This is a genomic window from Lederbergia citri (assembly GCF_018343625.1).
In the GTDB taxonomy this organism is placed as follows: domain Bacteria; phylum Bacillota; class Bacilli; order Bacillales; family Bacillaceae_C; genus Lederbergia; species Lederbergia citri.
The window spans coordinates 67,302-91,203 of sequence record NZ_JAGYPG010000001.1 but is presented as its reverse complement, the minus strand read 5'-3'; the positions used below and the strand labels follow the sequence as shown (position 1 = coordinate 91,203).

Genomic DNA, 23,902 nt, shown 5'->3' with positions numbered 1-23,902 from the left:
TTCAAGGTTTTCAGTAACTATATTGTATAATAAAAGTACATGAACAAAAAATCTAGGAATCCGATATAACTATAGTATTTTTCCTACTTAAAGTATAGGCAACAGCACGTCTTGTCATAAATTTGTCCTTTTTATATGTCCAAAAAAAGCCCACTTGTTTGCCAAGCCATAACCCGGGTAAAGCTTATGATAGGAAAATAACAGTTGTTGATTGTATTAAATGAATGGGGTGGTTGTATGTATGTTTATATTGCAATGGGGACTTACTATTTTTTGAAAAAACTCGAAGAAAAACATCCAAATGAAAAAATGGTTTTAATGCAAAATGTAGAAGGGTGTCTACTTTGGCATGAAACAGCGGGATCCACATTATTTCAGTCCCCTAAAAAGTATGAATTAATGGAGTCGATTGGCGATTTTGAAAATGAAGGAGTTGTTTCTTGTAATTTTATTCCTGTCCGAGATGAAAACCGGCCTGTATTTGAATATGGAATGACAGATAAAATTAAATTAATTCAGAACCACACTGGATTTATAACAGCAAGATTACTGCGTCCATTGTCAAATGATACGTACATGCTCATGACGATGTGGAAGGATGAAGAACATATTCGAACATGGAAAAATTCTTCTATGTACAACAATATCCATTTTCAATCAAAGGGCACGAATATATTTTCTGGACCAGCCTATACATCAACCTATTTTGTTTCAGAGGAAAAAGATACAGAATGAGCAGCTAGCAACCAGAAACATAAGAAGTATCCTTTTTTAAGATTCTAGCATCGTTTTATGAGTTTGTTGATTTTCGCTCCAGGCACTCTGTTTTCTCAGGGCTGAAAAACGGAAGGAGCTTGAGCTTGACAGGGACGAACAAGCATTATGTTCTCCAACCCAGGAAGTTGTTCTGAAACTTCTTGGGTTGCTGGTTTTTGGCCACTAGCGCCTGTAGCTAGACAAAGTACTGGGAGCCTCCTCGTGGCAAGCCCCTGTGTAGTCTCCCCTGCCCCGTACTCCCGCAGGAGTCTTCTTGCCTTCCTATCCACTTTGACAGCGTTTTAAAACAGGAATGACCATTAACAGAGACGATCTTAATATCCTCCCATTCATCAAATTAAAAAAAGAAAGATTTTCATCGCAATCAATAAATCCACTGGTTTTTAAATTTCTTACGCACACTGTTCTTAAAAATTGATATAATTATTTCGAGCCTAAAAATATTACTTAAGTGGGTGTGCGTAGCTATGAAAGAAAAACTATTCGAACGTTTAGAGAACTATTATAAAGAAATGGTTAATATTAGACGTTACTTGCACCAAAATCCAGAGCTATCCTTTAAAGAAATTAAAACATCGGCATTTATTGCAGAATACTATAAACGCCTTGGAGTAGAAGTAAAAACTGGTGTTGGGGGCAATGGAGTTGTCGCTAGAATTAAAGGTGGAAAACCGGGAAAAACGGTAGCTTTGCGTGCAGACTTCGATGCTTTACCGATACATGAAGAAACAGGCCTTCCATTTAAATCTCTTGTTCCAGGCGTCATGCATGCGTGCGGTCATGATGGACATACCGCTACGCTGTTAATCTTGGCAAGAGTTCTGAATGAAATGAAAGCTGAGCTTTCCGGCGAATATGTCATGATCCACCAACATGCTGAAGAGTATGCACCAGGTGGGGCTAAACCGATGATTGAAGACGGATGTTTAGAAGGGGTTGACGTCATTTTCGGTACCCATCTTTGGGCGGATGGACCTTATGGAAATATCCGTTATCGAAAGGGACCGATTATGGCAGCAGCAGATCGTTTTGAAATCATCATTAAAGGATACGGCGGTCATGGTGCACAACCTCATAAAACAAAAGATGCGATTGTAATTGGTGCTCAGCTTGTCACGAATTTACAACAAATCGTAAGTCGCAGGGTGTCTCCTATTGAGTCAGCAGTTGTAACTGTTGGGTATTTCGTTTCTGACAATGCTTTCAATGTAATAGCCGACAATGCCAAGCTTGGTGGGACAGTCCGAACATTTAATGAAGATGTACGAAGTATGATAGAACAAGAGATTGAGAGAATTGTAAAAGGTACTTGCATCGCAGCAGGTTGCGAATATGAGTATAACTACTATCGAGGATATCCAGCAGTCGTCAATCACGATGCTGAGACAGACTTTCTAGTTGATGTTGCAAAAGAAATTCCTGAAAATACATTAATTGAAGAATCCAAGCCAGAAATGGGAGGCGAAGACTTTGCCTATTACTTGCAGCACGTGAAAGGAACATTCTTTTTTACAGGCGCAAGACCAGATGGAGTTGAACAAGGCTATCCTCACCATCATCCAAAATTTGATATTAATGAAAAAGCAATGCTAGCAGCAGCGAAAACGATGGGATTGGCTGCTATCAAATCAGCAATTGAATAATAAAATCCCTTAGTAACTATTTGGTATTTCATTTTTATTGGATAGAAAAGTTCACTCAAAACTAAATTTGGCAATTTGAAATTGTTGTAACTACATTTATTTTGAAAAAGAGATAAAACTGCCTTACCAGTCAGTCTTTAACTGATTGGTAAGGCAGTTTATTATATCCTTTCAAATTTTAGAATCCTTCCAGGTGCATATATAATTGCAAATGCTACTGCAAAAATCAGTGCTCCCCCTCCGACGATAACCCCTTGAAGAAAGTTTCCGCCAATGGCCCCACATATACCAAAAAAGAGTGCTTGTCCAATCAATACTTTCAAAAGCAAGGAAAGAAAAGCGGTTCTTTTTTGTGTTGGAGCAACCGGATAAAGGTGTGGCCAAATCGTCAACTCATGTTTCCGTAGCAGCGGTAATAGTTGAAAGCCGGTCAAATAGATAAATAAAAGGGCAATAACGATTGAAAAATAAATGTTTCCATAAAAGAGCAAGAATACTGCTGCTATAAGCGATAATCTAACAATCATGCCCGAAAATTCGCTCGTTCGAATAAGTGTCCTAGCCAATAAAAATCGATACGTATAGTCGCTTCCGTACGGAATACGTGTAAATAACGGATCTAGCCACCTTCTTCTCTTCACTCTACCTTTTAAATGTGGAACATCTGTAAACATGTTTGCGGCGTGGTAAAATGCCTGCATTCTTCCTTGTTCTTTTTCAATTAATAATTCCCATTTAATCGTTTTGTTTTTAGTTACTTCCCTTACATAGATCGTAAACACCGCCATTATTAATAAAACGACGCCGAAAAACCAAAATGATGCTTTTTCAATAAAGAAATAAAATAAAAGAGCATTAAAAATATAGCGGATGATCCAGTCGTATATATGCACGTAAGAATCTCTTATCTTCAACATTCGCCAATGAATCATGAGATTCCATATTTTTAAACCAAGGGCTAAAATTAGCATGGAAAAAAACATAGAGAACCCATTTCCAGTCACTTGCACATACATGGGCATACAAACAGCTAATATCAGCAAAATGATATACGCTTGACTTATAAAGCTTGCGCTTATTCCTTTTCGAAAATACGGACCGAGCTTTGTCTCAAGAGGAAGCAAAAATACGAGATCTGCTTCTTTTAGAAAGGTTGAGATTGGGCTAATTGTAATTACAATCCCTAAAATAATCGCCATTACGATTCCAACTGGAAATCCTGCAGTTAATGTTTTCACCCACCCGGAATAATAATAGATTGCCGCTCCCCCGCCAAAAATGAGCACAAAAAGTAAGTGGTCATTGAACATATATTTCAAATAGCGTCTAAGCTCTTTCATATAAGCTTGAAATCTCTCCCGCCACAACTCATTAATATGATTCATGACATCTCTTCCTTTGTAAGCTGTATATAAATATCATCTAATGTCGCATTTGGCATTGAAAATTCCTTTTGCAATTCTTGTAGGGTGCCTTTGGCTCGTACTTCCCCATTATGTAAAATAATAAATCCATCACAATAACGTTCCGCTGTCGCTAATATATGAGTGGACATTAAAATTCCTGCCCCACTCTCTTTCATACTATTCATTAATTCAAGAAGGGATTGAATTCCTAATGGATCTAGTCCAACAAAAGGTTCGTCAATGATGTATAAAGACGGTTCAATTAAAAATGCACACATGATCATTACCTTTTGTTTCATCCCTTTGGAAAAATGAGCTGGAAACCACTTCAGCTTTTTATCTAGACGAAATTCCTTTAATAGTGGATGAACCCGCTCTTCATATTCTTTTTCAGAAAGTCCGTATGCCATCGCCGATAATTTTAAGTGCTCCTCCAATGTCAGCTCTTCATATAATATTGGGGTTTCAGGAACAAATGAAAATTGCTTTCGATATTCTTCAGGCTGCCCTTTTAAGGTTAATCCATTTATTGTAATTGATCCTGAACGTTCCTCCATCAATCCAATAATATGTTTAATCGATGTACTTTTCCCCGCACCATTTAATCCAATTAATCCAATCATTTGTCCAGCTTCAACTGAAAAGGTTACATTTTTTAAAACAGGATTTTTTGTATATCCACCTGTCAAATTTTTCACTTCAAGTAATGACATGAAAAACGCCCTCTCTAATATTTCGTACAGTACCATTATTGTACCAAAAGAAATCCTATGGCACATGCTTTATGGTTATTTTTACCTCTAATACAGATTCAAATTGGGGACAATATAATATCGAAGGAGCGGGACTAAGCTAAAGCTGGGGTGGTTGTCGAAGACACATATCTGCAGTAGAAGCGGAAAGCCACGATGAACATGACCATGCTTATCAAACTTGACACAAGCCAAGGGAGATGATTGCGTTGGGCTATGAAGATTCGGATATTTCTTTAATCCATCATTAAAGGAACCTTTCCAAGTAACCCGCTAATCCCTTCAACGTGCAGGATTTTCATTAGATCCTGCACGTTTTCATTTTCCTAACAGTGTGTGTTAAAATATTTCTATTATCTCTAGGAAGGTGGAACATATGAGCGATTGTATTTTTTGTAAAATTGTAAATGGTGAACTGCCATCTGCAAAGGTTTTTGAAAATGATAATGTGTTGGCATTCCTTGATATAAGCCAAATTACAAAAGGACATACTTTAGTCATTCCGAAAGTACATAATGAAAATGTATACGATTTGCCTGAAGACACAGCAAGTAAATTATTCGAGATTGTACCAGAAATTGCTCGAGCCATTAAAAAAGAATTTCAACCTGTTGGATTAAACGTATTAAATAATAATGGATCCTTTGCTGGCCAAGCTGTTTTTCACTATCATTTACACCTTATTCCTCGCTACGATGAGAATGACGGATTTGGTACTAAATATATTAGTCGCCAATCCGAATATACAGGAGAGGATCTCCAATCGATCGCACAATCTATTCACAAGCATGTTTCAAAATAACTTCCATTAGGTGGGAGTTATTTTTTTCTTGATTGGAGCGGAAGATGCGACACTACTGCAGTTAAAAACGGGTGTTTAAAGGCTCCCGTGGAAAGCGAGCATTTGGAGCTGTAATCAACATACTTGGTTTACAAATTTTATTTTTTTAAAATACTTCTTCTTTATCTAGGACTATTATGCTACAATATTCTTAATCTTTCGCTAGCAGCAACAGTGCATGTCTAGGAAAGAAGAATAGAAGAGAATAGTTGAGAAGAGGAGAGATTTCACATGAATACAAGAGTACTTGTTATTCTAGCTTTACTGATGGGAATCGGTACAGTACTTCATTTTGTTATTCCGCCAATAGGAGGAATAAAGCCTGATATGGCACTGCCATTAATGTTTTTAGGGATTGTATTATTTCCTGAAAAGAAAAACGTATTATTACTAGCTATTGGAACTGGAATCTTAACAGCTTTAACAACCGGATTTCCTATGGGGCAAATCCCAAATATTATTGATAAACCAATTACTGCATTTATCTTTTTTGGATTATATCTTTTAATCGTTAAACGAATTCCTAATATTATAGGAGTAGCAATCTTGGCTGCAGTATGTACAGTCATTTCGGGCGTAGTTTTCCTAGGTTCAGCTGCTATCCTATTTGAATTGCCTGGACCATTTTTAGCTCTTTTTGCTACAGGGGTCGTCCCAGCAATGATTATCAATGCAATCGTATTATTTATCCTTTACCCTATTGCAAGCTCAATTCTTAAAAGATCAAATTTAGTAAACGCAGCATAATTAACTAGAACCTGGATTTTCCGTCCAGGTTCTTTTTATCATTTTCCCAAAATAACAATTATTATACCGATGATAAGAAAAATAAAAGTCGCTCCCCCTAAAGATAGTACACGTTTTTTTAATATCCTTTTAGGAGGGTAAATTCCTGGCCGTTGGTAGGCTGTAAAACTATAAAACGTCCCTATAAAAAGAATAAATCCAATAATAATAAATAAAATCGAGACTCCTTTCATAGTACTTCACCTCTAGTCGCCTGTCTTATTTCATACTATGCAAGAAAAGGTGTTTACATGTGCATGGTTGGGTAAAGTTCAATGCAGGAGTTTTTAACTTTTTGGAGAAAAGGTTAAAATAATAACAAATAATGGTTGAGGTGATCTTCTTGAATACAAAAGCACTTGCATATGGAGTTTTAATCGGTGGAGTTGTCGGCGCTGCAACAGCATTATTAACTGCCCCAAGTTCTGGAAAAGAACTTCGCAATCAACTTAAAGAATCAAAAAGCGATTGGATTAGAATTGCACAAGATTTAAAAGAAGATGCAATCGATATAAAAAACTCTGTGGCCAAAGTTTCCAAAGAGGGAAAGGAAATTATTAAAGAGCTTGCAGGCGATGTAAAAATGGCCGTGGAAGAATGGCAAAGAGAAATCGAGCCAAATATTACAGCTATGCAAGAAGAAATGCGAGAAATACAAAACACGATTTCCCAATTGGAGCAAAAATTACAAGAGGAAAAATCAACAGTTTGACATTGAGGGGGGTGGCCAGTAATGATTGGCACCCTCTTTTAAATTTTTTATTAATTTACATCTTTATTAATTTTTACTTTATTGGCATAATAATTAAAAGGCATTTTTTATAAAGTCACTAAAATACATTGGGAGTTTTTTGATATTTCTACAAAATAAAAAAAGCAGAAAACATTAAAAAATAGGACGGGGAAATCATATGGAAGGAAAACATCACTCACTAATTGAATCTTTGCTTTTTAGCCAAAGAATGGCTCAATTAAGTAAAGCGCTATGGAAATCAATTGAAAAAGATTGGCAAAATTGGATTAAACCATTTAATTTAAATATTAATGAACATCATATTTTATGGATTGCTTACCATTTAAATGGCGCTTCCATATCTGATGTTTCTAAATTTGGAGTCATGCACGTTTCGACTGCATTTAATTTTTCTAAAAAGCTGGAAGACCGTGGGTTACTCGAGTTTTCTAAGAAAGAATCCGATAAACGAAATACTTATATAAAATTAACTTCTCAAGGAGAAAGTCTGTTATTACAATTGATGGAAGTGTATGAGCCGAAAAATAACTCCGTTTATCAAGGTGCGCTTCCACTTCGTGAGTTATACGGTAAGTTTCCAGATATCATTGAACTTATGGCGATAATCCGAAACATATATGGGGATGATTTCATGGAAATTTTTGAGAAATCATTTAATAATATTGAAACACAATTTATTGAAGAAGATGGCAAGATGAAAAAAAATGATATAAAAACTGTCGTGTAATATAGATTTCTTTTAATCTTTTTTCAGAATATTCAATTTCCCACATTACATACTTATAAATTTTTCTGAAATACTTTCATAAGATCAATGTAAATTTTTTGTTTTAAGCAAGCATGTATGACTTCTGAAGGATCTAATTTGGGATTAAGTTTTTCAATAAATTCATTAAAAAGCGGTGTATAAAAAACAAATTTCTCCGCTTTTTGTTCTTCCATTTCTTTGCTCACATATTCACAAAGTGAATAAAATTCCCTTACTTCCTTCTCATCAAGATTATTTTCTATAATTAGCCGGTCAAATTCATGCCCTTCAGAGCGGATCATTCCAAGCAATAATTTTTGATGAAATTCAAGGCGTTCTATTTTCGCAAGTAATTTATCCATTTACATAACCCCATTTTAAAAAAATTGGTCTATCTATCAGTGTATTCGCTGTTTACTCTCATAATCCTCCAATAGAGTTAAATATATAAAAAAAAAAATACCTATTGCTATTCTGGATAATTCATCGTAAAGTATGTAGTTGAAACTGCTTGAATGTCAAATTTGGAGGTTATCAGTAATGCATTGTTGGAAATCCTATAATGTAAATAAAAAATACGAATTCCATCGTCTTTTTATCATATCGAGCTTTATTACGTTACTTGTATTCGTGTTTGCGTATGTATTAATGCAGTCCATTGCTGTTAATCCATTGAGTGATAATAATTTTATTTTATTTTCATGTATATTCATTTTACTATATCCTTTGCACAAGTTATTTCATATCATTCCGTTAATGAAATATCGTAAACATTTAAAATTTGAAATAGAGTTTTATTTTTATATATTACCAATTATTCATACAACAATGAGAACTATGACTTCAAAAAGAAGGTTTGCAACTTCGTTATTTTTTCCTTTTACCATTAATATACTTTTGGTGTTGGCCATGTTTCTTTTCCCGGAATATGTTCATTATTTAACCATTTTACTGGCTTACCATGTCGGCCTCTGCTCGATTGATATTATATACGCCAAGGTACTCTTGTCTTCTCCGAAAGGCGCATTGATAGAGGAAAATGAAGATGGTTATGAAATATTGATTAAAGAATAATGAGGGTTATTCATAAATATTAATCTATCTTTTTTCAAACGAATTTGCTATCCTTTTACTAGTAGGAGACGAAAGGAAGGATGACAATTGATCTCCATTTTTATTGTATTTGCTATTTTCATATTATATATATTTAACAATCTAACCAATTCACTTTGTATTCAACGTGAAATCCCTGAAGAACGACAACCTAAGGTTTTTCGTACAATCAATATTTTAATTACCATTTTATTATTTTCTTCATATATTGAAATTTTGTACACATAAAAAGGCAGATCCATTTTGGAATCCGCCTTTTTATGTTTTATGGCCATTTAAGCCGTATGCATCCATTTTAGATAAACCATGCAGCACCTACAATAATTAACAAGATGAACAACACCACGATTAAAGCAAAGCCACCACCGTAACCTACTCCTCCGCCCACTCTTTACACCTCCTCTAGGTCACTTCTGTTTATCCTATTCAATTTTTTTATAAGGTGTCAGGATATTAGCCCATATATAACAGATTTTTAATTTATATATAAGCTACTCCTACTATGACTAACAATATGAAAAGTACTATTACAAATGCAAAACCAGAGTAAGCACCAAAGCCCATATTAATTACCTCCTTTTTCTCTTTCGCTATATCATATGCCCTCCACATTTATCTTGGTTGAATCAAAAGCCCATTTTTAAACTCCATCGCGTTTAATCTTTTATGTGAACAAACTTCCTGTCTTTATTTAACGTCAATTGGGATTTGCACTGCTTCCTATTTCATAATCTAAACGGTAATGCTTTTCCTTCAGACGTTTTTCTTTTTTATGAATTCTCCTTAAAAGAGTTTTTTTTATCTGTTGTTTTATGATATAGTAAGTTTTGTGGCTTTCAACAATAATTGACATAAATATAGGGAGTGTCTTGAAATGAAAAAATGGGTGTTATCCCTTGCTTTAACTGCAGGAGTCATTGGCCTTGCTGCATGTGGTAACAACGGCGGAGAAGCAGTTGTTAAATCAAAAGCAGGAAATATTACAAAAGACGAGCTTTATGAAGCAATGAAGGATAGAGTTGGGGAACAGGTCTTACAACAACTTGTTTTGGACAAGGTCCTTTCAAAGGAATATAAAGTAACTGATAAAGAAGTAGACAAAAAAATGGAAGAAATAAAGGCCCAAGTTGGTCCTCAATTTTCGATGCTTCTTGCTCAAAATGGCTTTAAAGACGAAAAAGAATTCCGTCAAGTTGTGAAGCTTAATATTCTTCAAGAAAAATCAGCCACAAGAGATATTAAAGTAACAGAAAAAGAAGTTAAAGAATTTTACGATAGCGAAAAACCTGATAGAAAAGTACGCCATATTATCGTAGAAGACGAAAAAACAATTAAAGATATAAAAGCGAAATTAGATAAAGGCGAAGATTTTGCTGCACTTGCAAAAGAATACTCAACAGATGGAACAGCTGAAAAAGGTGGAGATCTTGGCTTTATTGCCTATGAGGATCCAAGTATGGACCAAGACTTTAAAGACGAAGCGTTTAAATTGAAAAAGGATGAAATCAGCGCGCCATTGCAAACACAATTCGGCTGGCATATTATCCAAGTGACAGATATTAAAGAAAAAGAACCTTTCGACAAAGTTAAAGATAAATATGAGAACGATCTTAAATTGTCCAAGATTGATTCTGATCTAGTTCAAAAGTCGATGAAAGATGAACTTAAAAAAGCAGATCTTAAAGTTGAGGATAAAGATTTAAAAGAAACTTTTGATCCTATTCTTAACTACGAAGAGCCAAAAGCTGAAGAACAACCAGAAGACAATGCAACAGATACAGAGAAAAAGTAAAAAAAGCTGCGATTTGCAGCTTTTTTTTCTTGCGGAAAATACATAGGCAGCTTTTTGGAATGGACGAAGGTGAATTAAAAACTTAAATCTCAGCTTGGATACATTTCAGTCTCGATCAGCGATGGGTCGAGACTGAAAACTTGGTTCTGTCCATTTCAGTCCGACTGGTGGCGAATCGAGACGCAAAAATCGGTTTTATCACATTTCAGTCCTGATTGTTGATGAATCGAGACGCAAAAATCGGTTTTATCTCATTTCAGTTCAGTACCTATTGGCGATGAATCGAGACGCAAAACTCGGTGCTGTCCCATTTCAGTCCCGATTGGTGATGTATCGAGACGCAAAAATCGTTTTTTTCTAATTCCAGTCCCGATTGGCGATGAATTAAGACTCAAAACTTGGTTCGGTCCGATTTCAGTCCCGATTGGTGATGTATCGAGACTCAAAACTCGGTTTTATCACATTTCAGTCCCGATTGGCGATGAATCGAGACTCAAAACTCGATTCCTTCCAATTTCAGTCCTGATTGGTGATGTATAGAGACTCAAAACTCGGTGCTGTCCCATTTCAGTCCTGATTGGCGATGGATCGAGACTCAAAACTCAGATCTGTCACATTTCAGTCCTGATTGGTGATGAATCGAGACGCAAAACTCGGTGCTGTCCTATTTCAGTCCCGATTGGCGATGAATCGAGACGCAAAACTCGATTCCTTCCAATTTCATTCATGATTGGTGATGTATAGAGACTCAAAACTCGGTGCTGTCCCATTTCAGTTCCGATTGACCATGAACCGAAACTGAAACTCTCTTGGTTTCATTTCCGTCCTGTTGTACGTGAATCAAAACCACTTCCGAAAAAATGTTTTAGCCCATTATTCTGAAACGTTGACTTTTCCTCTCCGTTCTTTTTCCTTTTCCATTCTGTCCATGTATACTTTCCCCTCTTTTTCAATCCATTCCGTTTCCATCTCCTTATCCTCTTTAGCTGTTTTAATGGCCATAAATGCGCTAGTAAAGATTCCTAAGATCACAAAATAAATCCAAATAGGCAAAGACAAAATAATCGCTCCTTTCAGGTGCTTGTCCACTTGCTACACTATATGACCATTCAATAAAAAAAATGCCCTCATTGAAGGCATTATGAATGAAAAGTTGGTTTGTAAAACGAACGGTTATCCAATGGAAATATTTTTTCTGAGAACTCTCCTGGTTTTACACGGATTAGTGCACGATCAAGCATATTCATTTTTGCATCAAGGTTATCAATTAAATGTAACATTTCAGCTTCTTTAATCATCGGCTGCTTAGGACTGCCCCATTCAAGCTTTCCATGATGACTTAGAACAATATGTTGTAGAACAACAACTTCTTCACCTTGTATCCCGAGTTCTTCTGCGGCCTTGCCGATTTCATTGACGATGATTGTAATATGACCAAGTAAATTTCCTTCGACTGTATACGAAGCTGAAACAGGTCCCGACAATTCAATTACTTTTCCAAGATCATGCAAAATAATCCCTGAGTACAATAAATCTCGATCCAATGATGGATACAGTTCTGATATTGCTTTGGCGAGATCGAGCATGGATACTACGTGATACCCTAAACCGGATACAAATTCGTGATGATTTTTTGTTGCTGCAGGATATTCCAAAAATCCATCCATATGTTTTTTTATTAAATGCCTTGTAATCCTCTGGAGATTAGGATTTTTCATTTCGAAAATATATTGAGTTACTTTACTCGATATTTCATCTTTGCTGATAGGTGCTTTTTCTAATAAATCAGATAGCCTGACACCATCATGTTGGTTAGCTGGCCTTATTTGCTTTATTTTCAACTGCAGTCTTCCCCGATAATTATGTACTTCACCCGCAACCCTAACAATTGTTTCCGGTTGATACATTTTAACTTCATCATCAGACGTATCCCATAGTTTTGCTTCAATATCTCCAGAACGGTCTTGAAGGATAACGGTTAGGAAAGGCTTTCCGTTGCTTGCAATTCCTTTCGTCGCACTTTTAATGAGTAAAAATAAATCTACTTGTTCCCCTACATCATGCTGCAATAGTTCTTTTCCCATAAAAAACACCCCGATTCTTCAATCAATTATGCCTCAGCACCATTGTGCTCATATTACTCGTTATAACGTCGCCTGAGGATATAACTTAATCCAGTTTGTTTTTTAAGATTTACTATCTTCATACTGCCATGAATCTAGCGAAATTACTTCTGAACTAAGTTATTGCTAAAAAAATTATAACATATCAGGTTATTCAGGTCTTATATTCTTTACAGTTTAATAGTTTGTATGATCGCATGCTCTTGCTGCAATATTTTAACTTGTTTTTCAGAAAAATGATTTCTAATATGCTCATGGCACGAAAATAATAATATTTGAGTACTTTTGCTAATTGTTTCAATGAGTTCTAGCACTCTCTCTGTCCGACGTTTATCAAAATTTACAAAACTATCATCAATTATTATTGGAAATGGAAAATCATCATAGAGAACTTGGACAAGCGCCAATCTAAGTGACGTATACAGTTGCTCGCTTGTTCCTTGACTAAGCTCGGCAGGTGTAAAACGTTGTGCATCAGCACGATCTATTACGATACTCTCATCTTCCAAAAAGTTAATACGATTATATTCATTATTAGTTAAAAAAGCCATATATTCTTCAGCTTTTGAAATGACTTTTGGAAACCTCTCCCCTATATACTTGTCCATTGTTTTTTCAAGAATGGTTTTTGCCATTGTATATTTAGCCCATATTTTAGCTTCATCATTAAAGGAGGACTTCAGCAAATAAAACTGGTGAAGCTTCTCCGAGTACGTCCCGCCTTCCTCTAAAACTTGGATTTCATGACGAAGAGACGCTAATTCATTTCTTAGATTACCTAACAATTTAGTTTTTTCGTCTTTTACGTTGATTAATTCTTTTCTTCTGCTTTTTAGTTCTAAATCAGATTGATAGGTATTTGCCTGTTCCAATAACCTATCCCCTAATTGCAGTTGTAAAGTTCCGAGACGTTCTTTCAGGTTTTGGAAATCATTATTTTGACTCGCCAGTTGCCGGAATTCTTCTTCATTAGTTGTCTGTGTAATCTTAAACAACTGCTCTTTAATGGACTTATATTCTTGTAGTTCGAGTTCGAGTTTTCCACATTCTTCAAAAAGCTCGTCCCGTTTGGCAATAAGATCTTTTTGTATAATCTTTTTTTCTTGTTCCATTTGCAGCAATTGTTTTAAGCGAAAAATCACTTCATTTGTTTCAGTAAATTCAAATCCAGCGAAATTAGATATCTCGCGAAGTTCATCAATCCATAACTCCTGTTTCTGAATATTAAGGCGTAACTCCTCCTTCATTTTTTGAGCCTGTTTGATTAATTTCGCAAGTTCCAGTATTTGGTCAAATGCTTCATCAAGACGTGTGCCGTTAAATTCAAGGGGTAATCCCAGTTCCTCTTTTATGAAATTGGTCTGCATTTGATTTTTTTGAATAAGGCCATATATTTCATTTTTATGGCCATCTAGTTGCTCCATCTGTTTTAACCTTTGATCCAATTGATGGTCAACATTTATTAACTCATTCCGTAATTTTATTTGCTCATCATAAAGTTGTATTGGGTTATATTTTTTACTTCTTTCATTCGTCATTTCTGAAATAGATCGAATCCGATCTAGTAGTTTCTTATTTTCATACTTTGTGGATTTTACTCTCTTTAATAAAATATTTATGTTTGTACAAACATATATTAGGACAATCCCAGCAAAAACTGTAATCATCCATTCCGATGATAGAGCAGCCCAAACAATGAAACCAATTGCAATTAGCGAATAGATAAAATTAAAAAGCAATCCCCTTTTGGCATTTTTAGCATCACTATTGTTTATTTTTAAAGAATTTTCAAGCTCAGCCTTTTCTTTAATGATTTGATCTGGATTTTTCCAATTTTCCTTTTCTTTTTCCATTTGTTTGAGGTCACGTTCCGGCAATAAGTCCATTTCTATTTTTTCACTTGAAACTTCTAGCTCCTCAATTTCAGTTTGTGTATGATTTATTTGAAGTTGAACAGCATCAAGCTTTGTGCTTAATGTTACCTTTTCATTTAGACTTTCTTTTATTTTTACTTTCATATCAAGTCCAAGATTTACGCTTAAAACGTTAGATAAAGATTCGTTAGAGTAATTTAAATCTCGGCATATTTTTTCGACTTGGTCTTCATAGCTCGATATTTCCCTTTTTAAGCTAATGATATCCGACTGAAGCCGTTCATAAATCGGCCACTCCATAAGCGCCTTTTCTGCTCTTACTACCATCGATTGGAATGTTGCTAAAGGTGTATTTTCATTGATGCGTTTTTCATTATTTTCAATTTTTTCTTGAACAGATTTTAATCTACTGGTAATCTCAATGATTTTTTCATCAATATGTTCATATCGCTTCAATCCATCAGTTGGAAAGTTTATAACACCAATTTCTTCCATCCGTCGTTTGCTACGATTATATTCATTCACTTTTTCCCACTTTTCAATTAATTCATTTGCATTTTGAAGTTCATCATTTATCTCATTTAATTCCGTTTGAAGTACTATCAACTGTTCATCTATAGATTCTTTTTTTATTAGTAGCGTCCCATATTCTGCATTTTTTTGCTTTGCCTTTTGTAAATCTTTTTCACTTTCGCGTAGTAATGAAATCATCTCATTTAGTTTTGGTTTTCTGCCGTTCGGTTTAAAAAGTTGATCAAGCTCTTTCTGAAACGATTGCTCTAAATGTAACAAGATATCTGACCCCATTGTTCCTGAGGCAACTAAATAACGGTTGATTTCATCACCTTTTAATTTTTGAACTTCTTGAATGCCTTGAAGATTAAATGAAAATACACTTTCATATAAAGAGCGATTCATTCCACCGAGCAATTTGGAAAGAAGCTCCTCTCCTCCCGTCATTCCATTTTTCAAAAAAACAGTGACATTTCCAGCTGATTTTCCTTTTACGCGTTCAACGATGACATCTCCATGCTCCTCTGTTTCTATAGTAATTCTACCGCCATATGTAGAGTGGTTTTTCGGTTCATATCGTAAAATAGTTTGCTGCCTGGAAGGGAAGCCAAAAAGAACGCTATGAATAAAGGACATAATTGTTGATTTACCTGCTTCATTTTCACCATATATAATTTGCATATCAGAAAAATCATCGATGTAAAAATCAATAAATTTTCCATACCCATAGGTGTGAAGACTTTTTATTTTCAATCCTATCTCCTCCCTTCATCACCAGATATACTCGTTAAAATTAATTCCTTAGCCTCTTCATACAGTTGTTTTTTCTCTTCTTCCTCAAAGTTTATTAAATAACGTCTTCCATAGATATGTGAAAATAAACTTGATACGGATTGGTCAAACGCATCTTCCCGCTCCATATCTTCAATCGTTGTATCTAGATTCTTCATGAAGGAATCCTGAATGTTGCTGCCATTAACATGCTTTTGTAATGTATAAGGCCAAACGAACAATTCGTGAAAATCAATTCCATCTTGAAGCATCTCTAAAAATTCTCCATTATCCAATATTTGATGGATTTCATTAGATAATTGTCCTTGGAAATGAATATTCAGCTCTAACATAAGCGATTGTTGATGAGCTTGCATAATCGAATCCATTTCTTCCTTGCATTTGCTATATAGCTCAGAGAGAGAAATGTTCCCATCACAATTTACGTTGATAGTTTCCCATCGAATCACATCGGTTTCAATGAAGGTAATTTCTCCGAATCCACTTTTGGATAACGAAACATGATAACATCCTTTTCTGCCCTGTTCATTTTTGTGTCTGCCTTGAATATTTCCCGGGTAAACTATAAAAGGATCTTTATGTAAAATTTGTTCCAAATGTATATGGCCTAAAGCCCAATAATCCATATCTTTTTGCAGCAATTCTTGAATAGTAAATGGGGCATAAGGTTGGTGTGAGCTACTCCCACCTTCACAATGACCGTGTAGAAGTCCGATATGAAAATCTGCTTTGCCTTTTTTTTGATATTCAGAAATTTTCCTGTTGACAATATGACGTTCCCCGTAGCTAAATCCATATAAATGTACTTTGTCACCACGTTTTGATGTGAAGGAAATCACATCTACTTCTTTACCAAATACATAAACGTTGCTCGGCATATCTAAAGTTACCCAGTTTCCTTGCAAATGATCGTGATTACCGTGCAAAATATAAGCATTAATCCCTGTTTCTCTCAGCCTTTCCATTTGCTTGCGCAATCTCGCCTGTGCCTTGATGCTTCTGTCTTCCCCATCAAATAAGTCACCAACTATAACGATAAAATCAACGTCTTCCTCAATCGCTGCATCAATGACCTTTTCAAATGCCGTAAAGGTGCTCTCTTGGATTATGCTAAAAAGCTCCGATGGTAATTGCTTTAAGCCTACAAAGGGACTATCCAAATGCAAATCTGCAGTATGTATAAAACGAATCCCATCCATTTATAGCCCTCCTTTTTTATCGAATGTACGTTCCTATTATTATACATCATAAAAGTTCTATTTTAAAGGACAAGCAAAAAGCTCTCGCATTTGGAGAGCTTTCAAAATAATTGTGATTGTGCTGTTTTTCTTACTTACTATTTTAAGACATTGATTTTTCTCAAAAATTCAAGTTTGTACTGTTTACGAAAATGTTCTTTTACCATGTAAGCAAAACCGTTATCATTATTCGTCCTCGTGTTCCAATCCGCTGCGGCACGAACGGCGTAAGGGGCATTACCCATAGCAACACCAAGCCCCGCCCATTGAACTAAAGGGAGATCATCCATTCCCGCACCAATCGCTACAACCTCTTCTCTTTTAATGAAATGTTGATTACATAAATATTTGACACCATCCAATTTTGAGACTCCGGCAGCAACAATGTCGAGCCTTCTATTTTCAGTTTCAATACATACAACTTCATCATACATTTCTTCTATTGCTTTTTTCGCATCGCTTAAATCGGCTGATGTTTCAAAAACAGCTTCAATTTTTGGTGGAGATACAGGATTTTCAAGAAGTTTTTCACTAAGTTGATCAACATATTGCTCGGAATAGGAAAAGCGGTTCGCTCGTTGGAATACCACCTTTGCTAGAATATTATCCGGAAGCTTCACTTTATTTCCCAGGGAAAATTTTTCATGAACAAGCTTTATTTGACATGAAAAAGATTCAAGGAATGTAGTTAATTCCTTCGTAAGATTCTCGTGTATTCTATTTACATAAACAGGCTTATTTAATTCTTTAGCTATATATCCACCTTGATGGGCTACAATATGATTATCTATTTTTAATGATTTCGCAACTCTTTTAGCTGCTGGGAAATTTTTTGCTGTGGCCAAAATGACTTTAATATCTTTTGATTGCGCAAATTCAATTGCTTCACGGGTCATTTTATTTATGCGGCCATTATCCTGTAATAATGTACCGTCAATATTTAAAACGAGCATTTTGTAAACCATGATGTCCCCCCTCATCGTGCAGAATATAACATTCCTATCTTATAGTTATGTAGTTAGCTATTGGGATAGAACACATGCTATTAGAAAAGCTCAAGCGCCTTGCTTATCGACGTACAGACTAAAGATGTGGGGCCGTGGTTGTCACCATAGGACGTGGCTGTTATTCGACGTTCGTTTTTCGGCTGGGATAAAGGAAACATGATCAGGTAAGAAAGGCGGAAGTCGCCAGTATGTGCAGGCTCTAGCAACGACGTCCTGTCGCTTCGCCTGCACTAGTACATCCCTGTACGTCCCAACACCTTCCTGACCAGCATCAAGGTCTCCGAAAGCAAATGTTCAGAGGCAAAAAAAGTCGCTCTTTGACTTTATTAACGCGGGTTTATGACCTCGAGAGGCTGTGGCGCCTGCAACATACTAAATAGAAAGCCGCCTTCGTTAGAAAGCGGCCGTTTTGTTTTTATACAGATTCAATTTTTCCTTATCGATTTATAAAGCCATATAATTCATCAAGTGGCTTCATAATGATTTTGTTTAATTCATTAATGGACATACTCATTCGCTGTTCAGCTTCCATAAGCATCGTCACTTTTTCATTCATTTGAACGCGATTAGCAATTTCCTGTGCCTCTAATACTTCTGTCTCTGTAATATCTCGCCCTTCCATTTGCTTTTGCTGTAGCTGCATTTGAATATTTCTAAAAGAATCGAACATCGATTTTGCAATTTCATCATTTTCAACTGCGGCATACATATTCTTTAAATGAATAAACTCTTCACTATTTCGCAAAGCATTCTCAAGATCATAGGCATAATCATATAAATTTGTTGCCATTAGGGTAAAACCTCCTTTCTGCCATATTATCATATTACGAAGTTAACAAAACGATAATACCTTGAATTAGACCGATTAACCCACCAAGAATTGCCCCTAAATATGTGATCATGACTAATTCTTTTTTAGCAATGGAGATGACAAGTTCCTCAAGGTGCGGCAAAGAAAATGATTCAATCTGTTCCCGGATAATCGCCTCCACTTGGAATCTTTCCATTATTTCACCTGAGCGTTGGGCAATATAGATTCCCGCCGAATCTAACATTCGCGGAACAAACGACTCTTCAAGCTTTTCCCTAAACGGCAGCAAGATTTCCGCAATATCTTTTTTAAAGAATTTTTCTAGTTGGATGGTATCCTTAACAAACCTTTTAATATAAAGTAACACTTTTTCATCTTCCAATTGCTTTAATATTTCACCTACTGGCTTATTTTGCATTTTGTCCCATTCCGACTCTATAACATTCGTTAACATCGATTTTGTTCCTGGACTATTTAAAAATTTGATAATTTCAGGCTGGACTTTTTCAGTCAAAGAATCGTTACCAATAAACATTTGAATCATATTCCATAGTCTTCCGCGATCCTTAAAAAAATCTTCTATCATAGCTTTAATTTTGTCTTTTCCTTCCTGGCTTGAAAAGTACTCGATTGTCTTTTGAAGTATACTGTCAGACGCACCAGGAATTTTCCCGCGAATATTCTCATTTAATTCAATCGGTAAAATGTCTTGGAATTCTTTTTGCCAAAATTCATCTTTCATTCCTGCGTATTTATTTTCGATTTTTGCGTCCATATATGAAATGATTGTTTTACTCGGATTCTCGATATGAATTATTTTTAAGAGTTCCTCCAACGTCATTCCTTTTTCCAAAAAACTTCTAATTTTACCTGAAAACCATGTTTCCATATCGTGTTTAAATTTTTCTTCCGACAACTTTTTTTGTATGCTTTCAGGTGTCACTAAATGATTGACAATTAGTTTTCCAATTTGTGCGGCTAGTTCATTTTGACGTTTTGGAATTAAACCTGGAGTAAAGGGAAGTTGCCACTTTCCGATATAAAATGTTTTATATGGACGAAATAACATTCGAATAGCTATAAAATTTGTAAAACCTCCAATAGCTGCTCCAACAAATATCATAAATAATATTAACGACAACCAGTTTGGCATCTATATCATCCTCTCATACATCTCAATTGGTGCAATGTAAATCAATTATAGTTTTTACGTTTTCAGTCTGCAAAAGGATTCTCTTTATCCGTTAAAAAAATGGGAATAGTCTTTAAATGTTGTGTTTTATTCTGATACAATAAGGAATGAGGTGATATTCATGCTTCAACATTTCCAGATACAATCACTGTATAAAGAAAATAAGCTCCCAGGGTGGCTTTTTTCCTTTTATTTCGGGCAACAGAAATTTAAAGGGATCTATCATCCTGATGGTAATATTGAATGGCAATCAAAATCACCTGATGGAGTACATCTTTCAGTTTTGGAAAAACAAATACATGATCTAATGATTTATCATATTTATGATCATCAGCGGTGACAAAATATATATTACACAAATTTACCATTTAATTAAATGAATGTCCCTTTCATCCAGCCTCCAAACTATGTATGAGGAGGCTGAATTTAAAATGGGTAAAGATAAAAAAGAGTATGAATTTTTACCAGATGCACAATATGAAGGTCGAGATCAGCTATATGTTGATGTTGACAGAATGGTTAACGAGGGGATGTCCGGAGGGTCCGTTCATATGCGAGCCGATTCCACAAATATTGAGGAAGCCATTGATTTTTTCCCCGAGGATAAACCGAAAGAAATTTAATGGGATGGGCTGGCATCATGTCAGCCCTATTATATTAGTAGAGCAAAAGCGACCTTATTTATCGAAATTAAAACTTCGTTGGTATTGACTTACGCAAAGAATAGGACTGGAAGTTTGCTAATCGATAGGCGCGGGAACCTGAGTTCAATAAATATAGATTCCTTAATATTAAAATAGAGAGGCGACATCATGTTCAATCGATTATTACAATTATATCCAAATTCCATTTCTACTCATAAACCTCTTGCAAACCCTAACTATATTTGGTTGCAAAGCGACAGTAACTATATTGGTATACCAAAATCCAATCTCTCAGAGGCTGAAAGATCCTTATTACTTGCATTATTCCCTATAGAAAATGTTGGCAAGCAACCGCCCCTTTCTGCTCTTGCCAATGAATGGCATGATTATTTAATAAATGATGGTCAGCTTCCATCTACTCATTCAGTTCGAATTAGATTCATCCATTTTTCCATTTCAAATATTCGTGATGAGTTTCCATTTGATGAATGGGAAGAAGCATTGAAAAGCTTGTTTCCAAACGAAGTGATCATAATTCCTTTTAATAGTGGCCAAGGAGTGATTATAGAAGAACAAAGTAATGTATCGATTACAGAAGAAGAACTATTTTCTGCCATTCAAGCCTTCGAAAGTGATTTTTTCTTTAAGACTCATTTTTATATCGGTCGTTTTCAAGAACCGGGGCCATCATTAAAATCATTATTTTCATTAGAACAATCATTTTTAGAACTATCCCTAACAGAACACCCGGAAGAAAGAATAGTTACTCGTGAAAAACTCTTGCCCTTATTCTTATATCAAATGATTCCAAATGCTGAAAAAAATATTATGTTTGCTGATGTACATAGCCTTTTAAAAGATGATATTGAATTGGCAGAAACGATTAAAGTTTATATTGAAAATCAGTCAAATGCCACCCTAACCGCAAAACAGCTGTTTATGCATCGAAATAGCTTGCAATATAGAATTGATAAGTTTATTGAAAAAACAGGAATCGACATTAAAACATTTCATGGTGCATTTTTTGCTTATTTGGCTTGTTTGCACATTGACGAAAAATAATATGCAGCTTGCATAAAAATCCTGTTCTTTTTTTGTGCACCATGTCCATAGTCTCATGAAAGCGGATTCTGTAAACTATAAATTAATCATATTATTATTTTTAGGGGGAATTATAGTGGCAGAATTACGCTTAGACAGTATTTATAAAGTGTACGACAACAAAGTAACAGCTGTAGAAGATTTCAATCTTCACGTAAAAGACAAAGAATTCATCGTTTTCGTTGGTCCATCTGGATGTGGTAAATCTACTACTCTACGTATGATCGCTGGACTAGAAGAAATTACACAAGGTGATTTCTATATTGATGATAAAAGAGTAAATGATGTTGCACCAAAAGACCGCGACATCGCGATGGTGTTCCAGAACTACGCTCTTTACCCACATATGAGTGTTTATGATAACATGGCATTCGGATTGAAACTTCGTAAAATGCCTAAAAAAGACATTGAACAACGTGTAAACGAAGCTGCTAAAATTCTCGGACTTGAAAACTTCCTAGATCGTAAGCCAAAAGCTCTTTCCGGTGGTCAGCGCCAACGTGTTGCTCTTGGCCGTGCAATCGTTCGTGACGCAAAAGTATTCTTGATGGACGAGCCGCTTTCTAACCTTGACGCTAAGCTTCGTGTACAAATGCGTGCTGAAATTGCAAAGCTTCACCAAAGACTACAAACTACTACTATCTATGTAACGCATGACCAAACAGAAGCTATGACAATGGCAAGTCGTATCGTAGTTATGAAAGATGGTATTATTCAACAAGTAGGAACTCCTAAAGAAGTTTATGATAACCCAGATAACATTTTTGTTGGTGGTTTCATGGGTTCTCCTGCAATGAACTTCTTCCATGGCAAACTTGAAGCTGATGGCTTTGCACTTGAAAATAAAGTTAAAATTGCTGTTCCAGAAGGCAAAATGAAAATGCTTCGTGAACAAGGATACGTTGGTAAGGATCTTGTACTTGGTGTTCGTCCAGAAGATATTCATGACGAGCCAGCATTCATTGAAGCTTCACAAGGTACAAAAATAAACGTTGTCATCGAAGTTGCTGAGCTTACTGGTGCAGAAACAATTCTTTATTCTAAAGTTGGAAATCAAGAATTCGTTTCTAAAATTGATTCCAGAACAGTCGTTGAGCCAGGACAAAAAATGGATCTTGCCTTTGACTTGAACAAAGCACACTTCTTTGATATCACTACTGAACAAAGAATTCGCTAATATGAATACTAAAACCCTTGCCGTAAATGGCGAGGGTTTTTAATTTACTATTTATCTAATAAATGCGTTACTTGTGCAAAATCATCTATATAATATTTCATTCCATCATATCGAATAATTGTAATGGAGCACTCTGGAATAAGCTTGCTTTGAACGTCAATAAAATTAGAATGCAAATCATTTAACTGCTCAGCATTAAAAACATTCACCATGAAATCCGTAATAATTCCTCCATGTGTCACAGCAATGATCTCACTGTCTGGATATTGATTTTTACATTCATTAATAAATTGTTCCATCCTTTTTCCAGCTTGTCTGGCAGATACTCCGTTCGGCGGCTCATAATCGCGTTCACGAGTACATTTATCCCATAGTTCTACAAATTCATCAAACGATTGATTCGGTATATCTCCCCAATTAGCGCGTTCCCTTAATCCTATTTCCTCATTGATATCTTTATCAATAGCAGTTGCAATGATTGCAGCTGTTTCTTTTGCTCTGCTTAAAGGGCTTGAAAAAACTGCATCTATCTTCTTATCTCTGAAAAAAGATGCCGTTTTTTCAGCTTGTTGAATCCCTTTTGCTGATAATTTTGCATCTCCAACAGATTTTTCTTTTATCCCATGACGTACAAGGTAAATCGTATTCATCGCTCTCTCTCCCAAAACTTCCTTTAAATTAATTCATATTCATCCTATTATCTTAGCCTCTAATAAGGGGAAGTTTTTTTGTACATGATTTACGCCCAAGAAGGGATCATCGACGGAATCCATTTTTCGTTTTGTTTCATCGAGAATTATGCCGCATTATCGAACCAG

The 23,902-nt window shown here is 35.5% G+C and carries 27 protein-coding genes; 13 read left to right on the top strand and 14 right to left on the bottom strand.

Annotated elements, in window-relative coordinates; translation table 11 throughout:
* Positions 1–204: 204 nt before the first annotated feature.
* Together KHA97_RS00555 and KHA97_RS00550 are read left to right on the top strand one after the other, a co-directional pair.
* Positions 205–735 (top strand): antibiotic biosynthesis monooxygenase family protein, encoded by a 531-nt coding sequence (locus KHA97_RS00555; RefSeq protein ID WP_233713265.1) that lies wholly within the window; start codon positions 205–207, stop codon positions 733–735.
* Positions 736–1,244: 509 nt separating this feature from the next.
* Positions 1,245–2,420, top strand: a complete 1,176-nt coding sequence (locus tag KHA97_RS00550; RefSeq protein ID WP_213122861.1) for a M20 family metallopeptidase — start codon at positions 1,245–1,247, stop codon at positions 2,418–2,420.
* Between the two features lie 161 nt (positions 2,421–2,581).
* On the opposite strand, the gene KHA97_RS00545 is transcribed toward KHA97_RS00550, so the two are convergent.
* Both KHA97_RS00545 and KHA97_RS00540 read right to left on the bottom strand, forming a co-directional pair.
* Entirely contained in the window at positions 2,582–3,805 is a 1,224-nt protein-coding gene (locus tag KHA97_RS00545) for an ABC transporter permease (protein WP_213122860.1), read from the bottom strand.
* Positions 3,802–4,539 (bottom strand): ABC transporter ATP-binding protein, encoded by a 738-nt coding sequence (locus KHA97_RS00540; RefSeq protein ID WP_213122859.1) that lies wholly within the window; start codon positions 4,537–4,539, stop codon positions 3,802–3,804. The genes KHA97_RS00545 and KHA97_RS00540 overlap by 4 nt, the downstream gene beginning before the upstream one ends.
* A gap of 415 nt (positions 4,540–4,954) precedes the next feature.
* Between KHA97_RS00540 and KHA97_RS00535 the strand changes: the two genes are divergently transcribed.
* From KHA97_RS00535 to KHA97_RS00520, 4 genes are all read left to right on the top strand, one after another.
* Positions 4,955–5,380, top strand: coding sequence for an HIT family protein (locus tag KHA97_RS00535; protein ID WP_213122858.1), 426 nt, complete (start codon positions 4,955–4,957; stop codon positions 5,378–5,380).
* A gap of 270 nt (positions 5,381–5,650) precedes the next feature.
* Positions 5,651–6,166, top strand: coding sequence for a tryptophan transporter (locus KHA97_RS00530; protein ID WP_213122857.1), 516 nt, complete (start codon positions 5,651–5,653; stop codon positions 6,164–6,166).
* Positions 6,167–6,548: 382 nt separating this feature from the next.
* The gene (locus KHA97_RS00525) at positions 6,549–6,917 is read left to right on the top strand and encodes a YtxH domain-containing protein (RefSeq protein ID WP_213122856.1); all 369 of its coding nucleotides are present in this window, start codon (positions 6,549–6,551) and stop codon (positions 6,915–6,917) included.
* A gap of 199 nt (positions 6,918–7,116) precedes the next feature.
* The gene (locus tag KHA97_RS00520; protein WP_213122855.1) at positions 7,117–7,686 is read left to right on the top strand and encodes an HTH-type transcriptional regulator Hpr; all 570 of its coding nucleotides are present in this window, start codon (positions 7,117–7,119) and stop codon (positions 7,684–7,686) included.
* Between the two features lie 53 nt (positions 7,687–7,739).
* On the opposite strand, the gene KHA97_RS00515 is transcribed toward KHA97_RS00520, so the two are convergent.
* Positions 7,740–8,069 (bottom strand): DUF1878 family protein, encoded by a 330-nt coding sequence (locus tag KHA97_RS00515; protein ID WP_213122854.1) that lies wholly within the window; start codon positions 8,067–8,069, stop codon positions 7,740–7,742.
* 178 nt (positions 8,070–8,247) lie between these two features.
* Between KHA97_RS00515 and KHA97_RS00510 the strand changes: the two genes are divergently transcribed.
* On the top strand, positions 8,248–8,781 hold the full coding sequence (locus KHA97_RS00510) for a DUF3267 domain-containing protein (RefSeq protein ID WP_213122853.1): 534 nt from the start codon (positions 8,248–8,250) through the stop codon (positions 8,779–8,781).
* 87 nt (positions 8,782–8,868) lie between these two features.
* Positions 8,869–9,048 (top strand): hypothetical protein, encoded by a 180-nt coding sequence (locus KHA97_RS23785; RefSeq protein ID WP_233713264.1) that lies wholly within the window; start codon positions 8,869–8,871, stop codon positions 9,046–9,048.
* Between the two features lie 67 nt (positions 9,049–9,115).
* On the opposite strand, the gene KHA97_RS00505 is transcribed toward KHA97_RS23785, so the two are convergent.
* Both KHA97_RS00505 and KHA97_RS23780 read right to left on the bottom strand, forming a co-directional pair.
* Positions 9,116–9,208, bottom strand: a complete 93-nt coding sequence (locus tag KHA97_RS00505) for a YjcZ family sporulation protein (RefSeq protein ID WP_213122852.1) — start codon at positions 9,206–9,208, stop codon at positions 9,116–9,118.
* A 92-nt stretch (positions 9,209–9,300) separates the two neighbouring features.
* Positions 9,301–9,384, bottom strand: a complete 84-nt coding sequence (locus tag KHA97_RS23780; RefSeq protein WP_233713346.1) for a YjcZ family sporulation protein — start codon at positions 9,382–9,384, stop codon at positions 9,301–9,303.
* Positions 9,385–9,694: 310 nt separating this feature from the next.
* On the opposite strand from KHA97_RS23780, the gene KHA97_RS00495 reads away from it, so the two are divergent.
* Positions 9,695–10,612 carry a peptidylprolyl isomerase gene (locus KHA97_RS00495; RefSeq protein ID WP_213122849.1) on the top strand — a complete coding sequence of 306 codons (918 nt, stop codon included), beginning with the start codon at positions 9,695–9,697 and terminating at the stop codon, positions 10,610–10,612.
* A 251-nt stretch (positions 10,613–10,863) separates the two neighbouring features.
* Here the strand turns inward: KHA97_RS00495 and KHA97_RS00490 are convergent, their stop codons facing one another.
* From KHA97_RS00490 to KHA97_RS00455, 8 genes are all read right to left on the bottom strand, one after another.
* Entirely contained in the window at positions 10,864–11,058 is a 195-nt protein-coding gene (locus KHA97_RS00490) for a hypothetical protein (RefSeq protein WP_213122848.1), read from the bottom strand.
* 427 nt (positions 11,059–11,485) lie between these two features.
* A complete protein-coding gene (locus KHA97_RS00485) occupies positions 11,486–11,671 on the bottom strand; it encodes a sporulation YhaL family protein (protein ID WP_233713263.1) in 186 nt (61 codons plus the stop codon).
* 80 nt (positions 11,672–11,751) lie between these two features.
* Positions 11,752–12,696 carry a 3'-5' exoribonuclease YhaM gene (yhaM, locus tag KHA97_RS00480; protein ID WP_213122847.1) on the bottom strand — a complete coding sequence of 315 codons (945 nt, stop codon included), beginning with the start codon at positions 12,694–12,696 and terminating at the stop codon, positions 11,752–11,754.
* Between the two features lie 209 nt (positions 12,697–12,905).
* Entirely contained in the window at positions 12,906–15,875 is a 2,970-nt protein-coding gene (locus KHA97_RS00475; protein WP_213122845.1) for an ATP-binding protein, read from the bottom strand.
* Between the two features lie 2 nt (positions 15,876–15,877).
* On the bottom strand, positions 15,878–17,113 hold the full coding sequence (locus tag KHA97_RS00470) for a metallophosphoesterase family protein (RefSeq protein ID WP_213122844.1): 1,236 nt from the start codon (positions 17,111–17,113) through the stop codon (positions 15,878–15,880).
* 137 nt (positions 17,114–17,250) lie between these two features.
* Positions 17,251–18,117, bottom strand: a complete 867-nt coding sequence (locus KHA97_RS00465) for a Cof-type HAD-IIB family hydrolase (protein ID WP_213122843.1) — start codon at positions 18,115–18,117, stop codon at positions 17,251–17,253.
* A gap of 478 nt (positions 18,118–18,595) precedes the next feature.
* Positions 18,596–18,949 (bottom strand): YlbF family regulator, encoded by a 354-nt coding sequence (locus KHA97_RS00460; protein WP_213122842.1) that lies wholly within the window; start codon positions 18,947–18,949, stop codon positions 18,596–18,598.
* 34 nt (positions 18,950–18,983) lie between these two features.
* Complete coding sequence (locus tag KHA97_RS00455) at positions 18,984–20,123, bottom strand: DUF445 domain-containing protein (RefSeq protein ID WP_213122841.1); 1,140 nt, start codon at positions 20,121–20,123, stop codon at positions 18,984–18,986.
* 160 nt (positions 20,124–20,283) lie between these two features.
* Between KHA97_RS00455 and KHA97_RS00450 the strand changes: the two genes are divergently transcribed.
* The 4 genes from KHA97_RS00450 to KHA97_RS00435 all read left to right on the top strand — a co-directional run bounded on the left by KHA97_RS00450 (position 20,284) and on the right by KHA97_RS00435 (position 23,084).
* The gene (locus KHA97_RS00450; RefSeq protein ID WP_213122840.1) at positions 20,284–20,502 is read left to right on the top strand and encodes a DUF5342 family protein; all 219 of its coding nucleotides are present in this window, start codon (positions 20,284–20,286) and stop codon (positions 20,500–20,502) included.
* A gap of 91 nt (positions 20,503–20,593) precedes the next feature.
* The gene (locus KHA97_RS00445) at positions 20,594–20,785 is read left to right on the top strand and encodes a hypothetical protein (RefSeq protein ID WP_213122839.1); all 192 of its coding nucleotides are present in this window, start codon (positions 20,594–20,596) and stop codon (positions 20,783–20,785) included.
* 189 nt (positions 20,786–20,974) lie between these two features.
* Positions 20,975–21,868 (top strand): PucR family transcriptional regulator, encoded by an 894-nt coding sequence (locus KHA97_RS00440; protein WP_213122838.1) that lies wholly within the window; start codon positions 20,975–20,977, stop codon positions 21,866–21,868.
* 115 nt (positions 21,869–21,983) lie between these two features.
* On the top strand, positions 21,984–23,084 hold the full coding sequence (locus KHA97_RS00435; protein WP_213122837.1) for an ABC transporter ATP-binding protein: 1,101 nt from the start codon (positions 21,984–21,986) through the stop codon (positions 23,082–23,084).
* Positions 23,085–23,131: 47 nt separating this feature from the next.
* Here KHA97_RS00435 and KHA97_RS00430 read toward each other — a convergent pair whose 3' ends face one another.
* Positions 23,132–23,734, bottom strand: coding sequence for a histidine phosphatase family protein (locus tag KHA97_RS00430; RefSeq protein WP_213122836.1), 603 nt, complete (start codon positions 23,732–23,734; stop codon positions 23,132–23,134).
* Positions 23,735–23,902: the final 168 nt, after the last annotated feature.

Coding starts and splice junctions, on each gene's coding strand:
- KHA97_RS00550 (WP_213122861.1), top strand. CDS start 1,245: ATGAAAGAAAAACTATTCGAACGTTTAGAGAACTATTATAAAGAAATG.
- KHA97_RS00545 (WP_213122860.1), bottom strand. CDS start 3,805: ATGAATCATATTAATGAGTTGTGGCGGGAGAGATTTCAAGCTTATATG.
- KHA97_RS00540 (WP_213122859.1), bottom strand. CDS start 4,539: ATGTCATTACTTGAAGTGAAAAATTTGACAGGTGGATATACAAAAAAT.
- KHA97_RS00535 (WP_213122858.1), top strand. CDS start 4,955: ATGAGCGATTGTATTTTTTGTAAAATTGTAAATGGTGAACTGCCATCT.
- KHA97_RS00530 (WP_213122857.1), top strand. CDS start 5,651: ATGAATACAAGAGTACTTGTTATTCTAGCTTTACTGATGGGAATCGGT.
- KHA97_RS00520 (WP_213122855.1), top strand. CDS start 7,117: ATGGAAGGAAAACATCACTCACTAATTGAATCTTTGCTTTTTAGCCAA.
- KHA97_RS00515 (WP_213122854.1), bottom strand. CDS start 8,069: ATGGATAAATTACTTGCGAAAATAGAACGCCTTGAATTTCATCAAAAA.
- KHA97_RS00510 (WP_213122853.1), top strand. CDS start 8,248: ATGCATTGTTGGAAATCCTATAATGTAAATAAAAAATACGAATTCCAT.
- KHA97_RS23780 (WP_233713346.1), bottom strand. CDS start 9,384: ATGGGCTTTGGTGCTTACTCTGGTTTTGCATTTGTAATAGTACTTTTC.
- KHA97_RS00495 (WP_213122849.1), top strand. CDS start 9,695: ATGAAAAAATGGGTGTTATCCCTTGCTTTAACTGCAGGAGTCATTGGC.
- yhaM (WP_213122847.1), bottom strand. CDS start 12,696: ATGGGAAAAGAACTATTGCAGCATGATGTAGGGGAACAAGTAGATTTA.
- KHA97_RS00470 (WP_213122844.1), bottom strand. CDS start 17,113: ATGGATGGGATTCGTTTTATACATACTGCAGATTTGCATTTGGATAGT.
- KHA97_RS00465 (WP_213122843.1), bottom strand. CDS start 18,117: ATGGTTTACAAAATGCTCGTTTTAAATATTGACGGTACATTATTACAG.
- KHA97_RS00460 (WP_213122842.1), bottom strand. CDS start 18,949: ATGGCAACAAATTTATATGATTATGCCTATGATCTTGAGAATGCTTTG.
- KHA97_RS00455 (WP_213122841.1), bottom strand. CDS start 20,123: ATGCCAAACTGGTTGTCGTTAATATTATTTATGATATTTGTTGGAGCA.
- KHA97_RS00450 (WP_213122840.1), top strand. CDS start 20,284: ATGCTTCAACATTTCCAGATACAATCACTGTATAAAGAAAATAAGCTC.
- KHA97_RS00445 (WP_213122839.1), top strand. CDS start 20,594: ATGGGTAAAGATAAAAAAGAGTATGAATTTTTACCAGATGCACAATAT.
- KHA97_RS00440 (WP_213122838.1), top strand. CDS start 20,975: ATGTTCAATCGATTATTACAATTATATCCAAATTCCATTTCTACTCAT.
- KHA97_RS00430 (WP_213122836.1), bottom strand. CDS start 23,734: ATGAATACGATTTACCTTGTACGTCATGGGATAAAAGAAAAATCTGTT.